Annotated in this window: 21 protein-coding genes; 11 read left to right on the forward strand and 10 right to left on the reverse strand. The window is 62.1% G+C overall.

Annotation, left to right across the window (positions count from 1 at the left end):
• Positions 1-60 precede the first annotated feature (60 nt).
• The 3 genes from AAFG07_RS02260 to AAFG07_RS02270 are packed head-to-tail and all read right to left on the reverse strand — an operon-like array spanning position 61 to position 3611.
• Positions 61-978: an ABC transporter permease gene (locus AAFG07_RS02260; RefSeq protein ID WP_342725824.1), complete on the reverse strand. Its 918-nt coding sequence runs from the start codon at positions 976-978 to the stop codon at positions 61-63.
• Positions 965-2056, reverse strand: coding sequence for an ABC transporter permease (locus tag AAFG07_RS02265; protein ID WP_342725825.1), 1092 nt, complete (start codon positions 2054-2056; stop codon positions 965-967). The genes AAFG07_RS02260 and AAFG07_RS02265 overlap by 14 nt, the downstream gene beginning before the upstream one ends.
• Positions 2040-3611, reverse strand: coding sequence for an ABC transporter ATP-binding protein (locus tag AAFG07_RS02270; protein WP_342725826.1), 1572 nt, complete (start codon positions 3609-3611; stop codon positions 2040-2042). The genes AAFG07_RS02265 and AAFG07_RS02270 overlap by 17 nt, the downstream gene beginning before the upstream one ends.
• Positions 3612-4205: 594 nt before the next feature.
• Here AAFG07_RS02270 and AAFG07_RS02275 point away from each other — a divergent pair.
• Positions 4206-5249 (forward strand): hypothetical protein, encoded by a 1044-nt coding sequence (locus AAFG07_RS02275; RefSeq protein ID WP_342729432.1) that lies wholly within the window; start codon positions 4206-4208, stop codon positions 5247-5249.
• 109 nt (positions 5250-5358) lie between these two features.
• Here the strand turns inward: AAFG07_RS02275 and AAFG07_RS02280 are convergent, their stop codons facing one another.
• The 5 genes from AAFG07_RS02280 to AAFG07_RS02300 form a co-directional block, all read right to left on the reverse strand.
• Positions 5359-5859: a nucleoside deaminase gene (locus AAFG07_RS02280; RefSeq protein WP_342725827.1), complete on the reverse strand. Its 501-nt coding sequence runs from the start codon at positions 5857-5859 to the stop codon at positions 5359-5361.
• Positions 5860-6039: 180 nt separating this feature from the next.
• Positions 6040-6918, reverse strand: coding sequence for an ABC transporter permease subunit (locus AAFG07_RS02285; RefSeq protein WP_342725828.1), 879 nt, complete (start codon positions 6916-6918; stop codon positions 6040-6042).
• Position 6919: 1 nt separating this feature from the next.
• Entirely contained in the window at positions 6920-7801 is an 882-nt protein-coding gene (locus AAFG07_RS02290; protein ID WP_342725829.1) for an ABC transporter permease, read from the reverse strand.
• Between the two features lie 66 nt (positions 7802-7867).
• On the reverse strand, positions 7868-9160 hold the full coding sequence (locus AAFG07_RS02295; protein ID WP_342725830.1) for an extracellular solute-binding protein: 1293 nt from the start codon (positions 9158-9160) through the stop codon (positions 7868-7870).
• A 17-nt stretch (positions 9161-9177) separates the two neighbouring features.
• Complete coding sequence (locus AAFG07_RS02300) at positions 9178-10212, reverse strand: ABC transporter ATP-binding protein (RefSeq protein WP_342729433.1); 1035 nt, start codon at positions 10210-10212, stop codon at positions 9178-9180.
• 359 nt (positions 10213-10571) lie between these two features.
• Between AAFG07_RS02300 and AAFG07_RS02305 the strand changes: the two genes are divergently transcribed.
• Entirely contained in the window at positions 10572-11705 is a 1134-nt protein-coding gene (locus tag AAFG07_RS02305; RefSeq protein ID WP_342729434.1) for a ring-opening amidohydrolase, read from the forward strand.
• Positions 11706-11774: 69 nt separating this feature from the next.
• Here the strand turns inward: AAFG07_RS02305 and upp are convergent, their stop codons facing one another.
• Positions 11775-12410, reverse strand: coding sequence for a uracil phosphoribosyltransferase (gene upp / locus AAFG07_RS02310; RefSeq protein WP_342729435.1), 636 nt, complete (start codon positions 12408-12410; stop codon positions 11775-11777).
• 589 nt (positions 12411-12999) lie between these two features.
• On the opposite strand from upp, the gene AAFG07_RS02315 reads away from it, so the two are divergent.
• The 3 genes from AAFG07_RS02315 (at position 13000) to AAFG07_RS02325 (ending at position 16359) form a co-directional block, all read left to right on the forward strand.
• On the forward strand, positions 13000-14745 hold the full coding sequence (locus tag AAFG07_RS02315; RefSeq protein ID WP_342725831.1) for a CocE/NonD family hydrolase: 1746 nt from the start codon (positions 13000-13002) through the stop codon (positions 14743-14745).
• Positions 14746-14769: 24 nt separating this feature from the next.
• The gene (locus AAFG07_RS02320) at positions 14770-15558 is read left to right on the forward strand and encodes an enoyl-CoA hydratase/isomerase family protein (protein ID WP_342725832.1); all 789 of its coding nucleotides are present in this window, start codon (positions 14770-14772) and stop codon (positions 15556-15558) included.
• 108 nt (positions 15559-15666) lie between these two features.
• Positions 15667-16359, forward strand: coding sequence for a TetR/AcrR family transcriptional regulator (locus AAFG07_RS02325; protein WP_342725833.1), 693 nt, complete (start codon positions 15667-15669; stop codon positions 16357-16359).
• A gap of 34 nt (positions 16360-16393) precedes the next feature.
• Here the strand turns inward: AAFG07_RS02325 and AAFG07_RS02330 are convergent, their stop codons facing one another.
• Entirely contained in the window at positions 16394-17182 is a 789-nt protein-coding gene (locus AAFG07_RS02330) for an FCD domain-containing protein (RefSeq protein WP_342725834.1), read from the reverse strand.
• 89 nt (positions 17183-17271) lie between these two features.
• On the opposite strand from AAFG07_RS02330, the gene AAFG07_RS02335 reads away from it, so the two are divergent.
• The 6 genes from AAFG07_RS02335 (at position 17272) to AAFG07_RS02360 (ending at position 24954) form a co-directional block, all read left to right on the forward strand.
• Complete coding sequence (locus tag AAFG07_RS02335) at positions 17272-18150, forward strand: fumarylacetoacetate hydrolase family protein (protein WP_342725835.1); 879 nt, start codon at positions 17272-17274, stop codon at positions 18148-18150.
• A gap of 133 nt (positions 18151-18283) precedes the next feature.
• Positions 18284-19906 (forward strand): FAD-dependent monooxygenase, encoded by a 1623-nt coding sequence (locus AAFG07_RS02340; protein ID WP_342725836.1) that lies wholly within the window; start codon positions 18284-18286, stop codon positions 19904-19906.
• Positions 19903-21105, forward strand: coding sequence for an FAD-dependent monooxygenase (locus AAFG07_RS02345; protein ID WP_342725837.1), 1203 nt, complete (start codon positions 19903-19905; stop codon positions 21103-21105). Before AAFG07_RS02340 ends, AAFG07_RS02345 begins: the two co-directional genes overlap by 4 nt.
• Complete coding sequence (locus tag AAFG07_RS02350; protein WP_342725838.1) at positions 21102-21977, forward strand: VOC family protein; 876 nt, start codon at positions 21102-21104, stop codon at positions 21975-21977. The genes AAFG07_RS02345 and AAFG07_RS02350 overlap by 4 nt, the downstream gene beginning before the upstream one ends.
• 45 nt (positions 21978-22022) lie before the next feature.
• Positions 22023-23270 carry an ABC transporter substrate-binding protein gene (locus AAFG07_RS02355; RefSeq protein WP_342725839.1) on the forward strand — a complete coding sequence of 416 codons (1248 nt, stop codon included), beginning with the start codon at positions 22023-22025 and terminating at the stop codon, positions 23268-23270.
• A 523-nt stretch (positions 23271-23793) separates the two neighbouring features.
• Positions 23794-24954 (forward strand): hypothetical protein, encoded by a 1161-nt coding sequence (locus tag AAFG07_RS02360; RefSeq protein ID WP_342725840.1) that lies wholly within the window; start codon positions 23794-23796, stop codon positions 24952-24954.

Consider the following 24954-nt stretch of genomic DNA (forward strand, 5'->3'; position numbering starts at 1 on the left):
AAACGGGGAAACCATAGTTCGGAACGTGGGCGCCCCATCGCGGCACGTACCGACATCAAGCTAGCGGTCCGGCACGAATACGGTTCCGAGCGCAGCGGGCGCCGTCGAGCCGCCGGTGCGCGCGCGCGAGAGCAGAACCAGAACGATGATGGTCGCGAGATAGGGCAGCGACGACATGAACTGCGAGGGAATTCCGATGCCGGCGCCTTGCGCGTGGAGCTGAAGAATGGTGACGGCGCCAAACAGGTAGGCTCCGACGACCAGCCGGGCCGGTCGCCAGCTCGCGAAAACGGTCAGCGCCAGTGCGATCCAGCCGCGGCCTGCCGTCATGCCGGGAATGAAGAAGGGCGTGTAGGCGAGCGGCAGATAGGCGCCGGCAAGCCCGGCGCAGGCGCCGCCGAACATCACCGCATAGAGCCGGATCCGGAGCACCGGATAGCCCAACGCATGGGCGGAGACGTGGTTGTCGCCGCAGGCGCGCAAGATCAGCCCGGCCCGCGTCCGATACAGGAACCACCAGACGCCGACCACCAGGGCGATCGAAAGATAGACAAATCCGTCCTCCCCGAAGAGGATTCGCCCCGCCAGCGGAATGTCGCTGAGGCCCGGAATGCGGAGATGCGGTGCAGGTGTGATGCGTTCACCGACGAAGCCGGCGCCGATCAGGCCGGACAACCCGATTCCGAGGATGGTCAGCGCGAGGCCGGTTGCGACCTGATTGACCGCGAGCCCGAGCGCCATCAACGCAAAGATCAGCGACATCAGGATGCCGGCGACCATGCCGCAGAGCGCGCCGACGATGATCGAACCGGAGAGCCACGCGCCGCCGAAGCCGCAGGCGGCGCCGACGATCATCATGCCTTCGACGCCGAGGTTGAGCACACCCGAGCGCTCGGTCACGAGTTCGCCGGTGGCTGCGAGCAACAGCGGCGTGGAAGCCGCCAGCACCGACAGGATGATGGCCTCAATGAGCCCCACTTTGCACCTTTGGCGATGAGGAAATAAGCCGAAAGCGGTAGAGGATCAGGGAATCGCAGGCGAGCACGTAGAACAGCAGAATGCCCTGGAACACCTTGGTGACGTCCAACGGGATTTTCATCGCGATCTGGGCCTGCTCGCCGCCGATAAAGGTCAGTGCGAGGAACAGTCCTGCAATTAATATTCCAATTGGGTTCAGTCGTCCGAGGAAGGCGACGATGATCGCAGTGAAGCCATAACCCGGCGAAATGCCGGGCTGCAGATGGCCGACCGGGCCGGCCACCTCGATGATGCCGGCGAGCCCGGCCAGCGCGCCGGAGATTGCAAAGGTCAGCAGCACCAGCTGATTGGCGTTGAACCCGCCGAACCGCGCTGCCCGCGGCGCGGCGCCGACGACGCGGATCTCGAAGCCCTTGATGGTCCTGCCGAGCAGCACCGCGCCGGCGGCCACCACGAACAGTGCGATGATCGAGCCAAGATGCAGCCGGCCGCCTTCGATCAGCGTCGGCACGGTCGCCACCGGATCGAACTCGGCCGTGGTCGGAAAGTTGAAGCCTTGCGGATCACGCCAGGGCCCGCGCACGAGATAGTCCAGCAGGAGGTCGGCGACATAGACCAGCATCAGCGAGGTCAGGATCTCGCTGGCGCCGAACCGCACCTTGCAGATCGCCGGAATCAGTGCGTAGAGCGCGCCCGCGGCCGCGCCGAGCACGAGCATCGCCGGCAACACCCAGTGGCCGGCATCGGTGCCCTGGGTCTTCACCGCGAGCCAACTCCCGGCCACCGCGCCGATCAGGAATTGGCCTTCGGCACCGATATTCCAGGCGTTGGCGAGATAGCACAACGACAGGCCGATCGCGATCATGATCAGCGGCGTCGCCTTGACCGCGATTTCCTGCAGCGAGTAGCCGTCGGTCAGAGGGGCGATGAAGTAGACGGCGAGCGCGGCAATCGGATTCTTGCCGAGCACCGCGAACACGATGCACAAGGTGGCGATCGTCAGCCCGATTGCGATCAGCGGCGAGATGAGGGCGATCGTGGCGGAACGCTCGGCGCGCTTCTCAAGCACGAGTTGCATGAGGTGTCTCCGGAGCTTCGATGCTGCTGCCGCCCATCAGCAGGCCGAGTGTCTCGCGGCTGGCTTCGGCGGTTGGCACGGGGACCGACAAGCGGCCATGGAACATCACGGCGATGCGGTCGGTGATTTCGGCAAGTTCATCGAGGTCCTGGCTCGTCACCAGCACCGCGGCGCCGCCTGCGGCAAGATCGAGCAAGGCCTGCCGGATCACGGCGGCCGCGCCCGCGTCGACGCCCCAGGTCGGCTGGTTCACGATCAGCACGACGGGATCGCGGAGGATTTCGCGGCCGACGATGAATTTCTGCAGGTTGCCGCCCGACAGGCTCGCCGCTTCCGGGTCGCGCTTGGCTTTACGCACGTCGAAAGTCTCAGTGGTGCGGTCGACGGTCTTCAGGGTCGCGGCCGTGTTCACGAAGCCATGAAGCACCATATTGCCGATGGCGTGGCCGGTCAGGAGGGCGTTTTCCGAGAGCCGCATGCGCGGCGCCGTGCCGTGGCCGAGCCGTTCCTCCGGGATGAAGGCCGCACCCAGCTTGCGGCGCCTGGTGATCGACAGGTGACCCGCCGCGTGTCCGTCGATCACGATCGTGCCCGGGTCTTTCGCCAGTCGCTCGCCGGAAAGGGCTGCGAACAGTTCGTCCTGTCCGTTACCGGCAACACCGGCGATGCCTAGAATTTCACCACCCCGGAGCTCGAACGAGATGTGCTCGAGCCGTATGCCGTGCGGATCGTCGGGTGCGAGGCTGAGATCGTTGACCAGCAGGCGAGGCACGGTGATCTGGCGGCTCGCCGCAGCCTTCACTTCCATGATCTCGCCGCCGACCATCATGCGCGCAAGGGACGCCGCGGTCTCAGCCCTGGGATTGCAGGTCTCGACCTTGCGTCCGCCGCGCAGGATCGTTGCGGTGTCGCAGAGCCGCTTCACCTCGTCCAGCTTGTGGCTGATGTAGAGGATCGCGCGGCCTTCGGCCTTGAGGCGATTGAGCACGATGAAGAGCTGATCGGCCTCCTGAGGTGTCAGCACGGCAGTCGGCTCGTCGAGGATCAGGAATTGCGGATTCTGCATCAGCGCGCGCACGATCTCGATACGCTGCCGCTCGCCGACCGAAAGCTGCCAGACCTCCCGCTTCGGATCGAGTGGAAGTCCGTATGTACGCGACACCTGCTCGAGGCGCGCCGACATGTCCTTGAACGGCTCCTTGCCGTCGAGGCCGAGCGCAACATTCTCGGCGACAGTCAGATTGTCGAACAGCGAGAAATGCTGGAACACCATGCCGATTCCATGTGCGCGCGCATCCGATGGCCCAGACAGCACGATCGTCTTGCCCTGCCAGCGGATCTCGCCCTCGCTCGGCTGGATCAGGCCGTAGATCGTCTTCACCAGGGTGGATTTTCCGGCGCCGTTCTCGCCGAGCAACGCATGGATCTCTTGCGGCCGAATATCGAGATCGATCTTGTCGTTGGCGAGAAACGAACCGTAGCGCTTGGTCAAGCCGACCGTCTGCAGAAGCGGCGTGGCACCTGTGTGCTGCGCGGCAGATGTCGTGTCTGGCATCCCGGGATATCGCATGCGTGGAGAGAGGAGCCGCAATAGTGGGCCAGTTTTCACGCACGCGTAAGTAGGGAAAAAGCGCCAGTGCTTGCTCAAGGCTTCGGCACGATTGAATCGTCCCGTAAATTTGCGGGGGCGACGGTCAGTCGGCCTTGCTGCCACGTCCGCGGAAGTTGTTGCAGAAATGTGACTGTCGATCCAATTCGAAAGTGGAGCGGTCAACGATGACGCAAAGTTGAGCAGCGTATCGCTGCAGGATTCCAGCGGATTTCCCGCGCCCCGGCGGTACGTCCCCGCGCTGCGCGCAAATGTCGCGGAAGTCTAGCAATGATGGGCATAATTCGAAAAATCCAGAATTCTGTCGAAGCGAATTTTGCGGCCGTCAACCGCTACGGGACTGACCCAATCAAACTGATCTCGCGGAGGTTGCTGATCAAACACGCGTCAGCGCGTGGAGAAACTTCGGGCTTCCCGTTCGCCCCGAAGCTGCGCCACGCTCCTGCATCAGCACGAATTCGTTGCGTTCACTCCTGGGGGTCTTTCACAATGTTCAACATCCGCCGAACCTTGTCGGCCGCGGCACTATCATTGGGGTTGATGCCGGTCGCTCACCTTGCAAGCGCCGCAGATCTGCCAGTCAAGGCACCCAAGCCGGCAGCTGATCTGCCATTCTTCCTGGTCATCGACGACCGCGTGACCTACTCCTACATCTTCTCCGGCACTGATCCGGGCGTATTCTCCGTCCGCCCCGACGGCAGCATCAACGGAAAGACCGCCAAGCAGGTCTACTCGTTCACGCATTTCGATATCTGGGCCTATGGCCAGAACTTCTTCACGATCTCGATGTACAAGTCGGATCACAACGACCCGGCGTCGCCGTGCTCGAATGTCGGTGTGACCATCACGGGAGCTCCGGCAATCTGCGCCGGCGCGACCGAGATCTACGGCCTGTTCCGCTCGACCTTCGGCTGGAATCAGATCTTCAACACGAAGGCGTTCAGCATGGGGCCGCTGAACAACATCTCGTTCGAAGTCGGCATGGACGCCAACACGGAAAACAACTTCCTGGCGCCCGCCAAGCGTGACGTCGTCGCCGGTCTCCAGTTCGAATTCAATCTTCCGTACAAGGGTTACATCAACGTGTCGCCGTTGATGTACTACGAGTTCTCCAATCACAATGCGTTCGACCAGTGCGGTCTGTTCGGCCCGGGCGTGCCCGGCGTGACCTGCCTCACCGACGGCAATACCAAGTTCAACCCGACCTGGGCTGTCGAAGTGAACTACTACATGGATCTCGGCTTCCTGCCCGAGAACATGCAGTACTTCTCGATCAGTGGTCGCGCGGGCTGGTACGGCAAGAAGGGCACCGAGAACGAACCGATGGCGTTCAATCCGGTCACCAACATCAGCACGGCCGTCGAGCTCAACTCCGAACCGATCCGTCTGACCTTTGACGCGAGCAAGGCGCTCTGGGGTCCGAAGTATTCACATTTCGTGGACGTCTGGGTGGCCTACCGGTATTGGCAGAACAAGTTCGGCCTCGATCACGCCAAGAGCGTCGTCTGCAATGTCTCGCCCGGCGTCAGCAACAATTCCTGTACCGAAGAATCGCTCTACTCCGGTATCTCTGTGAAGTTCTGATCCACCCGATCCGTTCCACGGGTGGCTCCTGGTGGCGCCGCGACACACCGCGGCGCCACTTTTCACGTTCCTGCACGGCGGGATTCCGGCCGGCAGGGTCGCTGCGCGACTATCGGCTCCAGATGCCCTCATGCACGACCGCGGCCTCGTCTTCAAGCAACGGGCCGACGACTTCGGTTGTGCGTTGACCGCTATCGAACACGTTGCGGCAGGGCAGATCGAGCGTCGGATTATCGGGGTGATTGCCGGTCAGTTCGCGCAGACGGTGTTCGCTCAGTCCGTAGACGACGCGGCCGATGCCGGCCCAGTAGATCGCGCCAGCACACATCGCGCACGGCTCGGCGGATGAATACAGCGTCGCAGTCGCGCGGACCTCAGCGGACAACGTCGTGCATGCCAGGGTCGCCAGCAGTCGCTCGGCGTGGGCCGTGCCGTCGCGCGACGGCATGAAGCCGTTCTCGGCCTCGAGCAGGACGCTGCCTTCGCGACTCACGAGAACGGCGCCGAACGGATGATTGCCATGGCCGATCGCGCGGCGCGCAACCGCGAACGAGTGCCGCAGAAAGCTCCCGTCGTCGAGCAGGTGGTTCGCGTTGTTCGCGTCGCTCATGAACGATCTCCTTGCCAGTCATATCTGCGCGGCCGCGAATTGCCGGCCGGCGTCTTCCTTGCCTGAAATCGTGACGACGGCAATCTCGGCTCTCACGGCTGCAATAGCGTCACTGGCCCGGCCATTCTCTCCCGGTCAGGGCGGCGGTGCCATTCGACGATCCGGATGCGTGTGAGGATTTTACACCAGTCCCTTGCCCGCGTCCGATCCGTGACGTCGCTGCCGGGCCTGAAGCACAAGAATGACAACCAGCGCCAGAAAGATGACGAGAAAGGAAACCGCGCTCGTCAATGTTCCGAGCGCATAGATATCTGGCTTCGTGACGGTGGTCGTCAGGCCCTGCAGGTCAAGGGGCAGTGTATTGACAGGGCCGATGGTCTGGCTTGAGCGCGCGAGTTCGTCCCAGGACAAGGTGAACCCAAACAGGCCGATACCGACGACCGACGGCAATATGATCGGCAGCACAACATGCCAAAATGTCTGCCACGGTGTGGCGCCGAGGTCGCGCGCCGCTTCTTCAAGCCGGCTATCGAACCTGTTGAAGATCGCAAACATGATCAGGAGACCAAACGGCAAGGTCCAGGTCAAATGCGCACCGAGGCCCGATGTAAAAAGCCCCATTGCCGTTGTCCAATCTGTGGCGCCGCTCTTGATGACGAAGTCGTCGAGCAGCCTGAATTCCAGGGCGATGCCGAGCGAGGTAATAATCGACGGCATGATCAGGCTGGCAATAGCCACGTAGAATAGAAAGGTTGCGCCGCGGAACGATCTGCGGAAGGCCAGACCTGCCGAAACCGAGAGAACGACCGTCAGCACCATGACGACGAGGCCGAGCTGAAGCGATCGCCTGAAAGCCGCAGCGATGTCGACGATGCCTGAGCCGGAGAACACCTTGCCGAACCACACCAGGGACACCCCATTCATGGGGAATGTCAGGCCGCCATCCGGCCCCTGAAACGACAGGATGTAGATCGCGAACATCGGTCCGTATAAAAACAGGACGTAAGCGGTGAAAAATGCGGCGAGAAGATAGAAGGATCGCGATCGCTTCTCGTTCATCTCACAGCTCCTTGCGAACATCGACGATTCGGGTCAGCGCCGAAATGATCAGGATCGTGATGCCGAGCAGGATGACCGCATTGGCCGCAGCGGCCGGGAATTGCAGCGCATTCAGGCGCGTCTCGATGATCTTGCCTGCAGATGCAATCTGCTGGCCGCCCATCACGCCGATCGTGACAAAATCGCCCATTACGATCGTGATCACGAAGATCGAACCAATGACGATTCCGGGTTTTGCCAGCGGAATAACGACGTTCACCAGCGTCTGCCATCCGGTGGCGCCGGCGTCATAGGCGGCTTCGATCAAACGCTTGTCGATGCGAATCATCGAGTTGAAGATCGGCACCACCATGAAGAATGTGAAGAGGTGAACGAGGGCAAGGACGACGGAAAACTCCGAGAACAAGAGCCACTCCAGCGGTTGCCGGATCAGTCCCACGCCCTCGAGCCCTCTGTTGACCAACCCGTTCCGGCCAAGCAACGGAATCCATGCGATCATGCGGATCACATTCGACGTCCAGAACGGGATGGTGCAAAGCAGGGTAAGGACGATCTGCCAGGTTTTGGACCGGACGTGGAACGCGAGAAAGTAGGCGACGGTGAAGCCGATCAGAAGGGTCAGGCACCAGGTCAGCAGGCACAATTTCAGCGTCTTCAGATAGGTCTTCAAGATAGTGCAGAGGTTGGGCAGATCGGCGATGCATCCCTCGAACGTGTCGCTGTAGCCACGCAGGCTAAAGGCCGGGATCATTTCATACTCGTTGTAGTCCCACGCGCTGACTATCGTCACAAGGAGCAGCGGCAAGAGAAAGAACACCGAGAAAACAACCATCATCGGTGCAGCCTGAAGCCAGGCAACGAAGGTCTTGCGGCCTTGCATCATCGAACGGTGAATCGCGGTGATGGCGCGGTAGGACTTGTCAAACGCCTTGGCCTCCTTTGGATTGCATCAGGCGGCGATGAATTCATTCCACTTGCGCACCATGTAGTCGTTCTCGTCCATAACGGCGTTCCAGCAGGCGACCGCGCCCATGCGGTCTTCGTAGGATCCCCCGTCACGCTTGGTGCCGGCCTTCTCGAGAACCGTGCCGTCGGGTGCCTTGATGTCGCTGACGGCGGCCTTGCCTTCCATCCAGTAGCCCCACTCGTCTGCCGTCATGTTGGCCTTCGCAGTGGACAGCACAGCCGAATAGTAACCCTGGCGGTTGAGATAGGCGCCGGCCCAACCCGACAAGTACCAGTTCACGAACTCATAAGCCCAATCGAGCTTTGGCCCCGAAACCGCCTTCGATACGCAGAACCCCGACGCCCATGAGCGATAGCCTTCCTTGAGCGGCTGGAATGTGCAGGCGATCCCCATCGAGCGTACCTTGGTGACCGCGGGCGACCACATCGACTGGATGACGGTTTCACCCGAGGCCATCAGGTTGACGGATTCGTTGAAATCCTTCCAGAACGCGCGGAACTGGCCGGCCTTCTTGGCTTCCGTCATGATCTTCATGGTGAGATCGATCTCGGCCTTCGTCATGTTGCCCTTGTCGGCATAGGTGTGCTGACCGCTGGCTTCGACCACCATCGCGGCATCCATGATTCCGATCGACGGAATGTTGAGAATCGAGGCTTTGCCCTTGAATTCGGGATTGAGCAATTCGGTCCACGATGAAATTGGCCGCTTGATCAGATCCGGCCGGATGCCGAGCGTATCGGCATTGTAGACCGTCGGGATCAGCGTCACGAATTCGGTCGGCGTTTTTGAGAACGTCTTGGAGTTTGCACCCTCAAGATAAAGCACCTTCCACGGCGCGGTGCCCTGATCGCCGATCTTCTTGCCGTTCGGCAGCTGACCCTTGGTGAACACCGGGGTGATGTTGTCGAATTCCTTGATCTTCCTGGCGTCCAGCGCAAAAATGTTGCCCGACGGCACCAGCTTCCTCAGCGAGAAATATTCGGTATCCAGCACATCAAACGAGTTCGGCTGGGTGATCACGCGTTTGGTCACGTCGTCGGTGGTTGCCGTGATGTATTCGATCTTGATTCCGGTATCTTCCAGACACTTCTTTGAGATCTCGTCACCTTCGTTCACCGCCGTTCCGAGATAACGCAGAACCTTCGGATCGGCTGAATGGACGTAGGGAAATCCGGTAATTGCGCCCGAACCCGCCGCAAGGCCGACCGCTCCGGCCGCACCCTTCAGCATGGTGCGACGGCTCATGCGACGATCGAATTTCGAGGATTTGCTCATGATTGTCTCCTTGGGTGTCACGCCGCCCTTTCAGGCGACCGGGCGATTACAGAACTCGTGGTTTTGAGAAGGCTGGCCTGCGTCGGGTCCCATGTGGCGAGAACACGTTCACCGACAGCGTAGTTGGCCGCATCGAATTGAGTTTCCGTGACCTGGGCCGAGATCTCGGTGCCCGCCTCGACGGCAATGACGACGCGCACATAGGTTCCCTGGTATTCGACCTCGCTGATAGTGCCTGCAACCGATGGACCAGCGACAGCTTCGTTCGGCCGCTTCAGCGTCAGCCGGTCAACCCGAACGGCGAAGGTCTCGGGACCCACAGCAATGACATTGTGGCCGCCGATGAATTTCGCCGTGAATTCGGTTCGCGGGTGGTTGAAGATTTCACGCGGCGAACCCTGCTGCTCGATCCGGCCCGCGTTCATGAGAACCACGATATCGGCCAGCGCCATCGCCTCGTCCTGGCCATGCGTCACATGGATGAAGGTAAGCCCGAGCTCGCGCTGCAGCTTCTTCAGTTCGGCTCTCATCCGCAGCCGCAAGAACGGATCGAGCGCCGACAGCGGCTCGTCGAGGAGCAGGATTTGAGGAGAGGTGATCAGCGCGCGCGCGAGTGCGACGCGCTGCTGCTGGCCTCCGGAAAGCTGACCTGGCAGCCTTGCCGCATAGGGCTGCATGTCGACGAGCTCCAGCAACTTGTTGGCCTCGGCATGGCGTGCAGCCTTGGCAACGCCTTTCATCTTCAAGGCGAAGGCAACGTTGTCGATGACCGAGAGATGGGGGAACAGGGCGTAAGACTGGAACATCATCGCCGTGCTTCGATCGGCTGGGGGCAGGCCGGTTACATTCTTCGGCCCGACCAGGATGTCGCCTGAAGTGACCGATTCGTGGCCGGCCACCATGCGCAGCGTCGATGTCTTGCCGCAGCCGGACGGCCCGAGCAGGCAGCAATAGGAGCCGGGGGGAATCCTGAGGTTGATGGCGTCAACGGCGGTGACGCCGCCATACATCTTGGTCAACTGTACGAGTTCGAGCGCCGCCGTCGTCGTCATCCGCACCATTCCGCATAGTCTTGCCAGGGATCTTGAACGACATTGTCGCCCCGGCGCGCGACCCGGAATTCGATGCAACAGATGTGCCAAATCTTGCGACAGGCCGGACAAAAATTGGGCAGATTCCGCCGGCCGACGAGGTCGACCGCGCCGCTTCGACCGAGATCGGGGGGCAGTTGCCAGGCACGCTGTCTGCGAAGCTTGAGTTCCGGACGTGGGCGATCGAGGCGATGTTGAAGGTCGATCCCTTTGCCAAAGCCATCTCGATGCGATCAACCGGTCCCGTGCCCGCAGGCGCCGGGAGACGTTTTGGCTTGCCATGTCTTTTCGCGAGCCCGAAGATATCCGAGAGGAAGAGCATGCGTACAAAATCGGTCGACGTCGTTCGAATTTCCACCAAGGGCCCCGGTGATGTCTCCGGCCTGCTGAGCCTGATCGAGCAAGGCAGGATCGATCCAAAGTCGATCGTCGCGATCTTGGGGAAGACTGAGGGCAATGGTGGCGTCAACGATTTCACGCGTGAGTTCGCCGTTTCGGCTCTCCGTACGGCCCTGGCGCCTTATCTAGATCTGCCGCCGCATCGCGTTGAGCAACGGATTGCGTTCGTGATGTCGGGCGGGACGGAAGGTGTGCTCAGTCCACATATCACCGTGTTTACGCGTGACGGTGCCGCCAATCACGATTCAGGTATCTCCGGGAAACGCCTTAGCATCGGGATGGCACAGACGCGGGATTTTCTGCCCGAGGAGATCGGTCGCGACGTGCAGATCAGGGAAACCGCAAGGGCGGTGGCTGCCGCCATGGCCGATGCTGGGATCGTCGATCCGCAAGACGTTCATTTTGTGCAGATCAAATGCCCGCTTCTGACCAGCGACCGCATCGAGGCAGCGGTGGCGCGGGGTCATGAGACCGTGACCAACAGCGCTTACGGTTCGATGGCGTATTCCCGTGGCGCGTCAGCGCTGGGCGTGGCCGTCGCGCTTGGCGAGGTTGAGAGCGAGATTGACGACGAACACGTTCTCCGGCGGTTCGATCTGTTTTCGTCGGTCGCCTCCACGTCGGCGGGCATCGAACTGATGCATAACGTGGTCATCGTGCTGGGCAATACGACGTCGTCGGCGGCTCCATTCGAGATCGGACACGCCGTGATGAACGACGCCATTGATTCGGCAGCGGTGATCGATGCGTTGAAAAGCGTGGGGCTGCACATCGACGGCGCCTCCAGGCCGCCGCCGGCGTCGCGGCAGCTCGTCAATATCTTTGCCAAGGCGGAAGCCGCGCCGAACGGGAGCATCCGCGGATTTCGTCACATCATGCTTGAGGATACCGACATCAGCTCAACCCGGCACGCTCGCGCGGCCGTCGGCGGATTGATCAGCGGCTTGTCGGGAACCAGCGCTGTGTATGTTTCCGGCGGAGCCGAACATCAGGGACCCCCAGGTGGCGGGCCGGTTGCCGTCATCGCTCGACTGTTGGCAAACGGGTCCGACTGAGCATAGGGCGTCGGGTGGCGTTGCGAACGGCATCTGTTCACCCTTCAGCACGAACGCGCTGCAGACGGCTCACCTGGTGCCGAACATTCTGTCTCCTGCATCGCCCAAGCCTGGCACGATATACCCGTGATCATTCAGTCTTTCGTCGATCGCAGCGGTCCAGATCGGAACGTCCGGACACTCGTCCTGGAATCGGGCAATTCCTTCGGGGGCTGCGAGCAGGCAGACGAACCGAATGTCTTGCGCGCCTCGCGATTTGAGCAGGCGGGCCGCCGCGCTGGCGGAATTTCCCGTAGCAAGCATTGGATCCAGCAAGATCACGATGCGCTCCGAAACATCCTGCGGCGCCTTGAAGAAGTACTCGACGGCCTGAAGTGTTTCCGGATTCCGGTAAAGGCCGATGTGCGCGACGCGTGCCGATGGGACCAGCGCCAACATTCCGTCGAGAAACCCGACACCCGCCCGCAAGATCGGAGCGAATGTGAGTTTCTTGCCCGCAATTTTGGGTGTCCTCATTGCAGCGAGCGGCGTATCGATGTCGACCATCTCCAGGGGCAGATCCCGGGTGACCTCATAACAGAGCAGCATTCCGATCTCGTTCAGGAGCTCGCGAAACCCTTTGGTGGAACGATCCTTGTCGCGCATCAGCGAGAGCTTGTGCTGGACGAGGGGATGGCTGACGAGGTTCACGTTCTTGCTCATGATATCGCTTTCTCAATAAAGGGGCGCGTGCGAGTTCGTCCAAGTCGTCGCGTGTGCAAGTAGCGTGCCCGGCTTTTTCTGACCGTCGAGCGCGGCCGCATTCATTGGCGGGAGGGCCATTCGGAGGATAGGGAATCTGCTCGTCGAAACCAACGCATGACTGCGCAAGGTCTACCAGGCTGTCGAAAGTCCGGTGTCGAGGTTAAGCTGCGCCTGCCGAACGCGAGCTTGTCGCCGCGGATGAGGCTAGCGATTGGTGTTCTCGCCGAGATCACCGGTGACGCCGCTCACGCGACCGGGCGCCGGTTGCGCGAACTTCCCATGATGCCCGAGCGCGTGAAGGCGCGCTGTCCCGATCGCCGCTGCGCGAATGCGCTGGCGGCCTCCCGCACGGATCGGTCGGCGTCTGCCGACGTCAATTGTTCCACCTGCAGGACACACCGTTCCATTTGACGTTCCCGCGGCGTGAAAATTATACTTTACGATCGTAAAGTAGAATGCGATGGTTGGTGCGGCCAGAGGGAGAGGCCTGCCTCTCCCTTGTGATGGTCGAAGTCGACGGAAAGCGTCGCGGAAACGCCGGGGAGAAACGATGATCGAGGAGCGGGACATCAGCGTCGTGATGCGGGACGGCACCCGGCTGGCGGTCGACGTCTACCGCCCGGATGCGACCGGCAAGTACCCGGTGTTGTACGCGTCAGCGCTGCACAACAAGGACATCCAGGGGCCCGACATCGCGGACATCCTGCCGCCGCAGCCGGCGCATGCGCCGCTCTGGTTCGGTCCGATCGAGGCCGGCGATACGCGGCGCTTCATCGCCAACGGCTACGTCCATGTGATCGCGCAGCCGCGCGGCTCAGCCAAGTCGGAAGGGCATTACGGCCATGAGGATACCGACCACTACGACCTGATCGAGTGGATCACGCAGCAGCCCTGGTCGGACGGCAAGGTCGGGATGGTCGGCATCTCCGGATTTGCCGGCGAACAGTGGCGTGCCGCAGCCCAGGGACATCCGGCGCTCAAGGCGATCTTTCCCTACGACGCCTGCAGCGCCTATGGTGGCATGTTCGGATTCCGGGATTTCAATCCGGGCGGCGTGCTGCACAGCTTCCCCTATCTGCTCGACGTCTTCAGCACGGTTCACGAGTCGCGTGACCGTCCCGCCGAGCTGCCCGCCGCGGAAGAAGCGCTCTGGCGCCGGGCAATGCAGAATCCGGACTTCAAGCAGTACATCAACCTCTACAACATCCTCACCCAGAAGGGGCAGCGGACGTTCGTCATGTATCTCATGATGACCCACCCGTGGGAGCTCGACGGCACTGTCGAGCGCGCCGAGGAGATTTTCAAGAAGATCAAGATTCCCTTCTACACCGGCTCCGGCGCCTATGCGTACACCTACAAGCTGCACTGGCTCGGGGCGCAGCATTACTTCCAGAACGTCGATGCGCCCAAGAAGCTGCTGTTCACCGGGCCGGCGCATCTCGAGCGGCCGTTTCACCAGCACCATGACGAGATCATCCGCTGGTACGACCATTGGCTGAAGGGCCATGACACCGGTATCATGAACGAGCCGCCGGTGCGCTATTGGCTGATGGGGGCCAACGAGTGGCGAACCGGAACCAACTGGCCGCTGCCGGAGACGCAGTGGACCAAATACTATCTCTCGCATTGGGAGACGCTGTCGACCGAGCCGCCACGGCCGGCCTCCGAGGTCGGAGCTTCGGCACGGGAGCCTGACGTCTTCACGCAGATGCCTGTCACGCGCACGACCAAGATCGAGCGGCTGCGCTACATGACCGAGCCATTGCCGCATGACGTCACCGTCGCCGGCCCGATCACACTGACGCTCCACGCGGCGATCGACCAGGACGACACCAACTGGATCGTCGTGCTCAAGGATGTCGGCCCCGACGTTTCGGTTCGGACCGCGCGGGAAGGCGAGCGGGACGTGCCGTCGACGTTACCCGAGCGCGAGCTGACGCGGGGGTGGCTGAAGGCATCCTATCGTGCGCTCGACGAAAAGCGCTCCAAGCCGTGGGAGCCGTTCCACAAGCTGACGCAGGATGCGATTGCGCCGGTCAAGCCGGGTGAGGTGGTCGAGTATCAGATCCAGATCCTCGCCACTGCGAACCAATTCAAGGCGGGTCATCGCATCTGCGTCGACATTACGTCCATGGATGTCCCGACCGGGACAGGAGCCATGACCAACGTCGAGTACATCCCGTACCACGTCTGCAGCAGCAGGACCGTCACTCACAAAATCTACCGCGACGCGGAGCGGCCGTCACATCTGCTGCTGCCGATCATTCCCGAGCCTGCCGACCGGCGTCCGGCCTGACACCTCATAGAAGGAGACGCGACCATGAAGACGATCCGATTTGAACGAGATGGCGCCATCGGCAACATTGTCCTGGCCAATCCGCCGTTCAATCGCCTCGACGCGCGCTTCGCGGAGAACCTGCGAGCCGCGGTGCATGAAGCCAGTCAGAGCGACATCCGCGTGCTGGTGGTTCGTGCCGAGGGGCCGCATTTCAGCTTCGGCGGCGAGGTGCGGGAATGGCCGGGCAAGGACATCAACTGGTTCCGGACATTCGTCGCGGACGTGAACGTCTCCTATCGCGCAATCGAGTTGCTGAAGATCCCGACCGTCGCCGTCGTGCAGGGAATAGCCTTCGGCGGCGGCTTTGAGCTTGCGTTGGCGTGCGACTTCCTGGTTGCCGCCGACAATGCGACCTTCCGTTGCGTCGAGGTCACGACTGCGATGCTGCCGATCGCAGGTGCACTGCAGCGGATCGCCGAGCGCGCCGGGCGGGCGCGCGCCTCGCGACTAGCCATGCTCGGCGAGCCGATTTCCGGACGTGAAGCCGGAGCGCTCGGAATTGCGACGCATGTGGTGGCCGAGCACGATCTGACGGCGACGGCGACGGCATTGGCCCGCCAGCTCGCGACCGGGCCGACCAGGTCATACGCTGCGACACGCACCCTGCTCAAGGCGTGGTCGAGCGGAGGGGTGGCTGCGGCCGATCTCGTGATGCTCGACGTCGCGATGGAGCTCTACAACGGCGCGGACGCCCAGCGCGGCTTTGCGAGCACGGCGGATGCCTTCAACAAGGACATCGAGCCGCCGACACTTGTCTTCGAAGGAAAATAGGCCGGCGCAGGATGGGCTTGCGTAAGCGACGGAGGGATTCGTGCGGCGCGAAAGCCTTTCGACGCGCCGCTTGGCGGCCGGTCCGGAACCATGTTAATCGAAGATCAAATGGCGAAGAAAACGGGGCCGGCAGCCGGACGCCGGGAGCGGCCGCGCAAGAGGGCCGAACAACAGCGTTCGATTGAAACGCGTACCTCGATCCTCGATGCCGCCATTGCGGAGTTTGCCGAGCGAGGATTCGACGGCGCCAGTATTCGCGCCATCGCCGACCGGCTTGGCTTGCAACACCCGCTGATCACCTATCATTATCGAAGCAAGGACATTCTGTGGCGTGCCGCCGCCGAGCACGCCTTCACGCAGATCCGTGCCGAATGGGATAGATCGGTGGAGGAGGGGATCAATCCATCACCGTTGGCGCGGCTGCGCCAGGAATATACGACGCTGTTCCGCTACACGGTCGCATTTCCCGAGTTTCATCGGTTCATGCGCCAGGAGACCCTGACCAACAATCCGCGGCTGAAATGGGTGGCAGAAGCGGTCCTGGCCCCGCTTCTGGGCCGGTTATTGCCCCAGATCACCGAGGCTCAGAAGCAGGGTCTGCTTCCCGCCGCGGACCCGATTCTGTTTCACTACATGATGGTCAGTCTCACCGCCACGCTTTCGGAATTCGGTCCTGAAATGCAGGTGACCAGCGGACTGTCATCCGGCGACCCGAAGGTTGTTGCCGCCTATTGGCGGCTTGTCGAGGAGATGGTCTTCGGCGGCGAGCCAAACGATGGTCGGCGTCGAAGGCAGCCATGACGCTGCGCCGAAACGGTTCGAGATGTGGCCCGCGTCAGGCGGGCGCGCCGCGTTTGCGAGGCAGGCTTTCGGGCAGATAAGCCTCGCCTGGTTTCGCCTTTGCGGATTCCTGAGCCGTCTCGCGCCCGGCCAATACGGAATCGAGGATGACCTTCGTGGTCATTTGCAGGTGCTGGTTCATCAGCGTGACGGCGCGTTCGCTGTCCCGCGCCAGAGTGGCTTCAGCGATCTCCCGATGTTCCCTGTCCAGGTCCCTGTCGACTTTGGACAAGGGACCGGAAAACGCGCGGTAGCGTTCGGAGTGATTGTAAAGTGTCGTGCGCAAGTGAAGCAGCCAGGGGCTGCCGCATCCCGACGCGAGCGCTTCATGAAAAATCTCGTGCGCCCGCGAATACTCTTCGCTGTAGCGTCGCGCGGCCTTATCTGCCCATACCGGCGTGTGCGACAGGCGATGCAGCGCGGCGACCACCTGCGACTGCCACTCGATCCCGCCTTTCTCGATCGCGCCCCGAAGACACAACGCCTCGATGCTGCATCGAACATTCGTGAGGTCGCTGAGGGCGTCGACGGACAGCGGCGCCACGCGGAAGCCGCGCTGCGGCTCGCTGACCACAAACCCCTCTGATGCGAGGCGCGATAGTGCCTCGCGCACGGCGCTCGAGCCGACCTCGAAGCGGCGGCACAGATCGTCGATCTTCAGCTTTTCTCCGGGCGCGAAGCGGCATGCCAGCAATTGCGAGCGAAGCTTGGCATAGGCCCCGTGGGTCAGACTCGTCGGTGATTCCATGGGCTTAGCCATAACAAAAGGGGTGATGCGAGTCATTCAAAATATGCACGCTTCCAAAATAATGCATTTTTATTTATAAAGTGCATTTTATATGCTACAGGAGACGAACACGGAGGAAACACCCCATGCGGTTCATCGCTTACGAAAGAAACGCGAAGCGCGGCCTCGCCGTGGCCGATCCAGCCGGCCGATATCGGGGACTTGATGATGGCGCCGCGCACGGCCGGCTGGAGCGCGCCCTCGCCGGCGGGCATGAAGGGCTGAAGGATCTCGCGGCGGCGCTTCTCAAGGGCGAGCCGCTCGATCCGGACGCCGTGACCTTCCTTCCTCCGCTGTCCTCACCCGGCAAGATCATCTGTGTTGGACTGAACTACGCGGACCACACCGCCGAAAGCAGCATCCAGCAGCCCGACTACCCGACGCTCTTCGGCCGGTTCTCGTCGAGCCTGATCGGGCACGGTGCGCCGATCGTGCGGCCGAAGGTTTCGGCAGCGCTCGACTATGAAGGCGAGCTTGTCGCGGTCATCGGGCGCGGCGGCCGCCATATCCCTCAATCCGCGGCCCTCGATCATGTCGCCGGCTATTCGATCTTCAATGACGGCACGATCCGGGATTATCAGTTCCGGACGCCGCAATGGACCATGGGCAAGAACTTCGACGGCACCGGAGCGTTCGGGCCCGCGCTCGTGACGGCCGACGAACTTCCGTCCGGCGCCCGCGGCCTGACGCTCGAGACGCGCCTGAACGGCACGGTGATGCAGAAGACATCGACCTCCGACCTCATCTTCGATGTCGCAACGCTGGTCGCGCTGATCAGCGAGGGTATAACGCTGTATCCGGGCGATCTGATCGTGACCGGCACGCCGTCCGGCGTCGGCGCAGCCCGCAAGCCGCCGCTCTACATGAAGCCCGGCGACGTCTGTGAGATCGAGATCGAGGGATTGGGGGTCCTCCGCAATCCGATCGTGCAAGAGGGCGATGATGCGGTACGCGCAGCTGCCTGACCTTCGCCGGCATCGCTGCGCGCGGCTGCACACTGCCCGGAGTTGAGGAGTCGATCAGACCAGTTCTTGATCTGGTGTCATGCGGAAGCGGCAACACAAAACAATCCGCCGCCGGTCCTTATGGGAGGAAAGAATGAAATCGGTTCCGGTTTTGATTGCAGGGGGCGGTCCCGTCGGGATGACGCTTGCGAACGTCCTGGCCCATTTCGGCATTCGCTCCATGCTGGTCGAGCGGAATGCGACGACGACCCGTCATCCGAAGATGGACATCACCAACAGCCGCAGCATGGAGCTGTTCCGCCGGTTCGGCCTGTCGGATGCGTTGCGAAAGGTCGCGGTAGCGGAAGATCATCCCTTCGACGTCTCCTGGATCACGAGCCTCGCGGGATATGAGCTGCATCGGTTTCGGTACATGAGCCCGAGCGAGTTTCGAAAGCACAGCCGAACCCGTAACGACGGCACCCAGCCGCTCGAACCGCCGATGCGCGTTTCGCAGGTCGAGATCGAACCTGTCCTGAAGAAGGCGATCGACGCCCGTCCGGAAGTCGAGTTGCGGTTCGGCGTCGCCTTTGAAAGCTTTGAAGCGAAGGACGATGGCGTCGTCGCCGTGCTGCGGGAGCAGGGCAGTGGCGCGCAAGAGCAGGTCAGCTGTCAGTATCTGATCGGTTGCGACGGCGGCTCCAGCCGCGTCCGCGCGGGACTGGATATCGCGCTGGAGGGCCAGTCGCGCGTCGGCGAGCTCTACATGATCCACTTTCGATCGACGGAGCGCGACCTGTTGCAGCGCTGGGGTGTCGCCTGGCACTACCAGTCGCCGCTTGGAACCATGATTGCCCAGAACGATGATGATATCTGGACCGTGCACGTTCCCGTGCTGCCCGGGCAGGATGCGACCAAGCTCGATCCACGCGCGCTCGTCGAGGCCTATGCCGGCCGGCCGTTTGCGTTCGAGATCCTGGTCGCGAATGCCTGGACGCCGCATCTCCTTGTCGCCGAATCCTATGGCAAGGGACGTGTCCTCCTCGCCGGCGACTCCGCGCATCAGTTCATTCCGACCGGCGGCTACGGGATGAACTCCGGGGTCGGCGACGCCATCGACCTCGGCTGGAAACTGGCCGCGACGCTGCAAGGTTTCGGCGGGCCCGGCCTGCTCGCCTCATACGAAGTCGAGCGGCGCCCCGTCGCCGCACGAAATCGCGACGCGTCCGGCCGCCATATGCAAGTGCGAATGCAGATTGCCGAAGCCTATGGAAACCTGCTGCAAGGCGACAACAGCGAAAATCCCGTGCGCCGCGCCGAAGTCGGCGCAGAGCTCGCCAGGCTCGGCAACGCCGAGAACGAATCTTTCGGGATCGAGCACGGCTTCGTCTATGAAGGATCGCCGATCGTCGCCGACGCGGCGGCCGCTCCGTTTCCGTTCAATCCGGTCGTCTACAAGCCGACGACCACGCCCGGTGCCCGCCTGCCCAGCACGTATCTGAAGGACGGGACGGCGCTGTACGATCGGCTGGGTGCGCATTTCACGCTGATCGATTTCCGCGGCGCCGACTTGTCGCCCTTCGTCGATGCCGCGGCGCGACGCCGGATCCCGCTGTCGATCCTGCAACTCGACGAGCCCGATCTGAAGGGCGTCTATGGCCGGGACATGCTTCTGGTGCGCCCCGACCATCACATCGCGTGGCGCGGAACGGGCGGCAAGGCACCCAATGCAGATGCGATCCTCGCGACGGCTCTCGGCTGGGGAGGCGAGCGGTGAAGCCGCTGCATGCTCTCGTGATCGGGGCCGGCATCGGCGGCACGGCCGCCGCCATTGCGCTGCGCCGGGCTGGTCTCGACGTTTCCCTGTTCGAGCAGACGATGGCGCAACGCGAGGTCGGCGCCGGCATCCAGATCAGCCCCAACGCTTCCCGGCTGCTTCGGCGCTACGGGCTTGGCGACGCCATGGCGCGAGCCGCCGTTCGCCCAGCCGCGGTGGTCTTTCGTCGCTGGCAGGACGGCCGTGTGCTGGGGCGCGAGGAATTGGGCGACGTCCTCGAGGACCGCTACGGTTCGCCCTACTACCATTTCCACCGGGCGGACCTCATCGCTCTCCTGGCGGACGCGTTCGGCCGCAAGGAGATCAAGCTCGGACGTCGCCTGATCAATGTCGCGCAAGACGATAGCGGCGTGACCGCCCATTTTGACGATGGCACGTCCGCGCGCGGCGATCTCCTGATCGGAGCCGACGGCATCCACTCCAGGGTTCGCGAATGTCTGTTCGGCGAGGAAAAGCCGAGGTTCTCGGGGCAGATCGCGTATCGCGGGCTTGCGCCTGTGGAACGCGTCGCGCATCTCGACCTGCCGCTCGATGTCACGAACTGGGTGGGGCCGGGCGGACACTTTGTCCATTACTTCGTTGCCGCCGGCCGCTTTCTGAACTTTGTGGCGGTGAGCGAAGCGGCGACCTGGACGCGGGAGCAGTGGTCCGACCGCGGTTCGATCTCCGATGCCGTCAAGATCTATGAAGGGTGGCATCCGCAGATTGCGACGATCCTCAACGCGGTCGACGAGACGTTCAAATGGGCGCTGTTCGATCGCAATCCATTTCCGGAATGGACGAAGGGGCGCATCGCGCTTGTCGGGGACGCCTGTCATCCCATGCTGCCGTTCATGGCACAAGGTGCCGCACAGGCCATCGAGGATGGCGCGGCGCTGGCGGCCTGCCTGAAACACGCCGCCTTCGACATTCCGTCCGCGTTTCGCGCTTACGTCACCTTGCGCAAGCCGCGTGCGACCGAGGTGCAGGAAAGATCCCGTGCCAATTCCACGAGCTTCCACATGCCGGATGGACCGCAGCAGATCGAGCGGGATCACGTCCTCGCCACGCGCGGCGTGCGCGGCAGCCCCGAGGCAATGAACCGACTTTATGGCTACGACGCAGAAGCCGTCGCGGCGACGCTGGAGGAAAAACCATGACCCGCGCTTTCCAAATCGCCTATGTCGATCTCGATACGCCCGCCGCAGAACAGGAGATCGCCTATTATGATCGCGTGATCGGCGCAACTCAGACCGAGCGTGGTTCCGACGGCCGCACCTATTTCAGCCTCGGTGTCGATCACCACAACATCACCATCAAGCCGGCGTCCGATAAACGCCTCACCGCGCTCGGCCTGAGGATCGGTCAAGAAGCGGTCGACGAGACCATCCGCTCCCTGCGCGATCTCGGACTTTCTGCGGAAAGGAAGAGCGATGCGCGGCCGGGCGTTCCGGAGCTGGTGGAGGTCGTCGTCGCCGGGCACACACTTCACCTGGTGCCGGAGATGGCGATGCCCGGTCCCGGCTTCCGCACCTCGGGCGTCATTCCGACGCGCCTCGGGCATGTCGCCCTGATGGCGCCGGAGGCGGACAAGCTGATCAAATTCTGTTCGGCGATCGGGTTTCGTGCGACCGATTGGTTCGAGGGCATAGCGACGTTCCTGACCTGCAACCACGATCACCACGTGCTCAATATCATCGCGGCACCGGAGGCACGCGTTCACCATCTCGCCTTTGAGCTGCGCAGCCGCGCCGCGCATCACGATGCGGCGGATTTTCTCGCGACGACAGGGCATCCGATGCTTTGGGGCCCGACGCGGCACACCGCGGGCCACAACCTTGCCTCCTATCACTATGACCCCAGCCGCTTTCTGATCGAGCTCTACTCCGACATGGACGTGCTCGTTCCAGAACTCAATATTTTCCAACCGCGGCCGTGGCACGATGCATTTCCGCAACGCCCTCGGGTGTGGACGATCGATCAGCTCACGACGTGGGGAACCCGCTTCGAGTTCGACTTGAAGACGGCGTAGCGCCCGGCAGCTTGCCGATTGAATATCAAAATCGCGAGGAAAGAGATGCCACGGCACGCGCGCGAGGCGAGATCCGCTTGTTTTGGGGTCGCGCTGACGATCCTGACCGGCCTGGCGGTTGCGGCGCCGGGCTCGGCTCACGAAGAGAAGCGCTACGATCCCGGCGCATCCGACACGGCGATCAAGATCGGCAACACGGCTCCCTATAGTGGGCCGTTGTCCTCGAATGGCATCATCGCCAGGACCGAAGCCGCCTACTTCAAGATGATCAACGATCAAGGCGGGGTGAACGGCCGCAAGATCGAGTTCATCTCCTATGACGATGCTTATAGTCCCCCGAAGACCGTCGAGCAGACCCGCAAGTTGATCGAGAGCGACGAGGTGCTGCTGCTCTTCAATCAACTCGGTACGCCGACCACCATGTCGGTCATCAAATATGTCAACGCCAAAAAGGTGCCGCAGCTGTTCATCGCGGCCGGAGCAACGGTCTTCGGCGATCACACGGCACATCCCTGGTCGATGGGCTTTCAGCCAAGCTACCAGAGCGAAACGCGCATCTACGGGAAATACCTGCGCGACAACTATCCCGACGGGAAGATTGCCGTGTTGTCGTCCAATGACGACTTCGGACGGGACAACATCAAGGGCTTGAAAGACGGTCTGGGCGATGCGGCCGGCAACATCGTCGCCGAGGTCACCTACGAGACGAGCGCGCCGACCATCGATTCCGAGCTCGTGAAGCTGAAATTCTCGGGCGCGAGCATCTTCGTCAATTTCGCCTCCGCGAAATTTGCGGCGCAAGCCATCAAGAAAGCGGCGGAGATTGGCTGGAGGCCCGTGCATATCCTGCATGGAAACTCGCAGTCAATCAGCGCCGTGCTGAAGCCCGCCGGCCTCGAGAACGCCAGGGACATCATCACCGCAAGTTACAGCAAGGACCCCGCGGATGCGGCCTGGAAGGATGACCCCGGCCTGAAGAAATTCTCCGATTTCATGGCCGAGCACATGCCGGGCGAGGATAGAGATAACTCTTACGTGGTCTATGGATACAACGCTGCGCAGGCGCTGGTCGAAGTGCTCAACCAATGCGGGGATGACCTGACGCGCGCCAACGTCATGAGGCAGGCCGAGGCTTTGAACGGGGCTCACCTCGACATGCTGCTTCCGGATATCGCGTTGACGACATCGCCGAGCGACCACTATCCGATCGAGCGAATGCAATTGCAGAAGTTCGATGGGCGGAACTGGGTGCGATTTGGCGCCGGCGTTGAAGGCGCGCTGGACAAGAAGTGAAGGGCCATTGGCGGAGGTTCGAGACGGCGTCCCGGGTGGTGATGCTTGCGCGTACGCCTGACGATGTCGGCAAGGCAGCCCGGCATTGGGTCGCCATGTCGCCGGATCCGGCCAGCGCACTCTGGACGGACGATTACTCGAATCTCCTTGGCCCCATGCTGCGGGCGAAGTTCGGCTCCTGAGCGCGCGTAGAGCTGCGCGCGGCCAACTTCTACGGTCATGTTTGCTGCGGCACGACAGAGGATCGGAAAGCCTGGATTGGCTAAAGGAGTGTTAAGAGCCACGTCCGACTTTCGTTGATCGCGCTGAACTGACATTAAATTGTCATGCTGTAGGAATTGGGGAGGCTTGCCACAAGCGGCGTGAGGACAACATGACGGCCTTCATCACTTGGAAGGCGGAAGTTGGAATACCCTCGCAAATGAGGTCGGCACCGGATGAGTGCCAAGTGTGCCCGGATGGTCTTCTAAAGCGCTTTGCGCGCGACCAGTCCGGCAGCTACGCAATTATCATCGCGTTGCTGATGCCAGTCCTGGTGGGAACCGCAGGACTCGGTACCGAGGTCGCGTGGTGGTTCTACAAGCACAAGAATATGATGAGTGCGGCCGACTCGGCGGCGGTCAGTGCAGCCACCGCCGGCACCAATTTCGCGACCGAAGCCAACGCCATCACGACGTTCTACGGCTACGCGAACGGGATCGGCAACGTCACTGTCACCGTGAACCAGCCGCCGTCCACGGGAAGCTTCACTTCCAGCTCCCAGGCGGTCGAAGTCATCATCACCCAACCGCAAGCGCGGCTCATGTCGGCGTTGTTTGGCTCCGGGGCGGTGCGGGTCACGGCCCGTTCCGTCGCACTGGGCAATGTCGGGACAGGCTGCGTGCTGGCGCTCGACCCGACCGCCAATCCCGCCGTGACGGTGAAGGGCAACACCCAGCTCAACCTGATCAACTGCAACCTCTATGACAACTCCAACGGCGGCTCGGCACTCAATGTCAGCGGGACGGCAACGATATCCGCGGCCATGGTTGGCGTCGTCGGCGGGGTTTCCGGCACGAGCAGCATCACGGCGACCAACGGCATTCGGACCGGCATCAGGGCGATCGCGGATCCCTATGCCAACGTCACGCCCACGATGCCGACATGGTGCGACTACTCGAACAAGTTCAACGTGAAGGGGACGACGACCCTCAGTCCGGGCAGCTATTGCGGCGACATCTCGGTGGCGGCAGGTGCCACGCTGACATTCAATCCGGGGATTTACTATTTCAACGGCGCGAACCTGTCGGTGGCCGGCAACGCCACGATCACGGGAACGGGCGTCACCTTGGTGTTTACCGGCTCGGCCGGCAACTGGGGCTCGGCGACGATCGGAAGCAACGCCAATGTCAGCCTCACGGCGCCGACGAGCGGAACGACTGCGGGAATCGCAATCTATGGCGATCGCAGGATGCCGGTCGGTAGCAGCTTCAATCTGACGGGCGGCGGTACGCAAAATCTGCAGGGAGCGGTCTACCTGCCGAAAGGGGCGCTGAGCTTCAGTGGCGGTAACGGCACGAGCACGACATGTACGCAAATCATCGCCGACACGGTCTCGATCGTCGGAAATTCCAATGTCCAGGTCAATTGCGCTGCGATGGGCGGTAATGCCATCGGTACGGCGACAGCGCAGCTTGTCGAGTAA

Source organism: Bradyrhizobium sp. B097 (genome assembly GCF_038957035.1).
Taxonomy (GTDB): Bacteria; Pseudomonadota; Alphaproteobacteria; order Rhizobiales; family Xanthobacteraceae; genus Bradyrhizobium.

Excerpts from the sequence above, each read along its gene's own strand:
- AAFG07_RS02265 (WP_342725825.1), bottom strand. The coding sequence starts at position 2,056 with ATGCAACTCGTGCTTGAGAAGCGCGCCGAGCGTTCCGCCACGATCGCC.
- AAFG07_RS02270 (WP_342725826.1), bottom strand. The coding sequence starts at position 3,611 with ATGCCAGACACGACATCTGCCGCGCAGCACACAGGTGCCACGCCGCTT.
- AAFG07_RS02275 (WP_342729432.1), top strand. The coding sequence starts at position 4,206 with ATGCCGGTCGCTCACCTTGCAAGCGCCGCAGATCTGCCAGTCAAGGCA.
- AAFG07_RS02280 (WP_342725827.1), bottom strand. The coding sequence starts at position 5,859 with ATGAGCGACGCGAACAACGCGAACCACCTGCTCGACGACGGGAGCTTT.
- AAFG07_RS02285 (WP_342725828.1), bottom strand. The coding sequence starts at position 6,918 with ATGAACGAGAAGCGATCGCGATCCTTCTATCTTCTCGCCGCATTTTTC.
- AAFG07_RS02290 (WP_342725829.1), bottom strand. The coding sequence starts at position 7,801 with ATGATGCAAGGCCGCAAGACCTTCGTTGCCTGGCTTCAGGCTGCACCG.
- AAFG07_RS02295 (WP_342725830.1), bottom strand. The coding sequence starts at position 9,160 with ATGAGCAAATCCTCGAAATTCGATCGTCGCATGAGCCGTCGCACCATG.
- AAFG07_RS02300 (WP_342729433.1), bottom strand. The coding sequence starts at position 10,212 with ATGACGACGACGGCGGCGCTCGAACTCGTACAGTTGACCAAGATGTAT.
- AAFG07_RS02305 (WP_342729434.1), top strand. The coding sequence starts at position 10,572 with ATGCGTACAAAATCGGTCGACGTCGTTCGAATTTCCACCAAGGGCCCC.
- AAFG07_RS02315 (WP_342725831.1), top strand. The coding sequence starts at position 13,000 with ATGATCGAGGAGCGGGACATCAGCGTCGTGATGCGGGACGGCACCCGG.
- AAFG07_RS02320 (WP_342725832.1), top strand. The coding sequence starts at position 14,770 with ATGAAGACGATCCGATTTGAACGAGATGGCGCCATCGGCAACATTGTC.
- AAFG07_RS02325 (WP_342725833.1), top strand. The coding sequence starts at position 15,667 with ATGGCGAAGAAAACGGGGCCGGCAGCCGGACGCCGGGAGCGGCCGCGC.
- AAFG07_RS02330 (WP_342725834.1), bottom strand. The coding sequence starts at position 17,182 with ATGACTCGCATCACCCCTTTTGTTATGGCTAAGCCCATGGAATCACCG.
- AAFG07_RS02335 (WP_342725835.1), top strand. The coding sequence starts at position 17,272 with ATGCGGTTCATCGCTTACGAAAGAAACGCGAAGCGCGGCCTCGCCGTG.
- AAFG07_RS02340 (WP_342725836.1), top strand. The coding sequence starts at position 18,284 with ATGAAATCGGTTCCGGTTTTGATTGCAGGGGGCGGTCCCGTCGGGATG.
- AAFG07_RS02350 (WP_342725838.1), top strand. The coding sequence starts at position 21,102 with ATGACCCGCGCTTTCCAAATCGCCTATGTCGATCTCGATACGCCCGCC.
- AAFG07_RS02355 (WP_342725839.1), top strand. The coding sequence starts at position 22,023 with ATGCCACGGCACGCGCGCGAGGCGAGATCCGCTTGTTTTGGGGTCGCG.
- AAFG07_RS02360 (WP_342725840.1), top strand. The coding sequence starts at position 23,794 with ATGCCAGTCCTGGTGGGAACCGCAGGACTCGGTACCGAGGTCGCGTGG.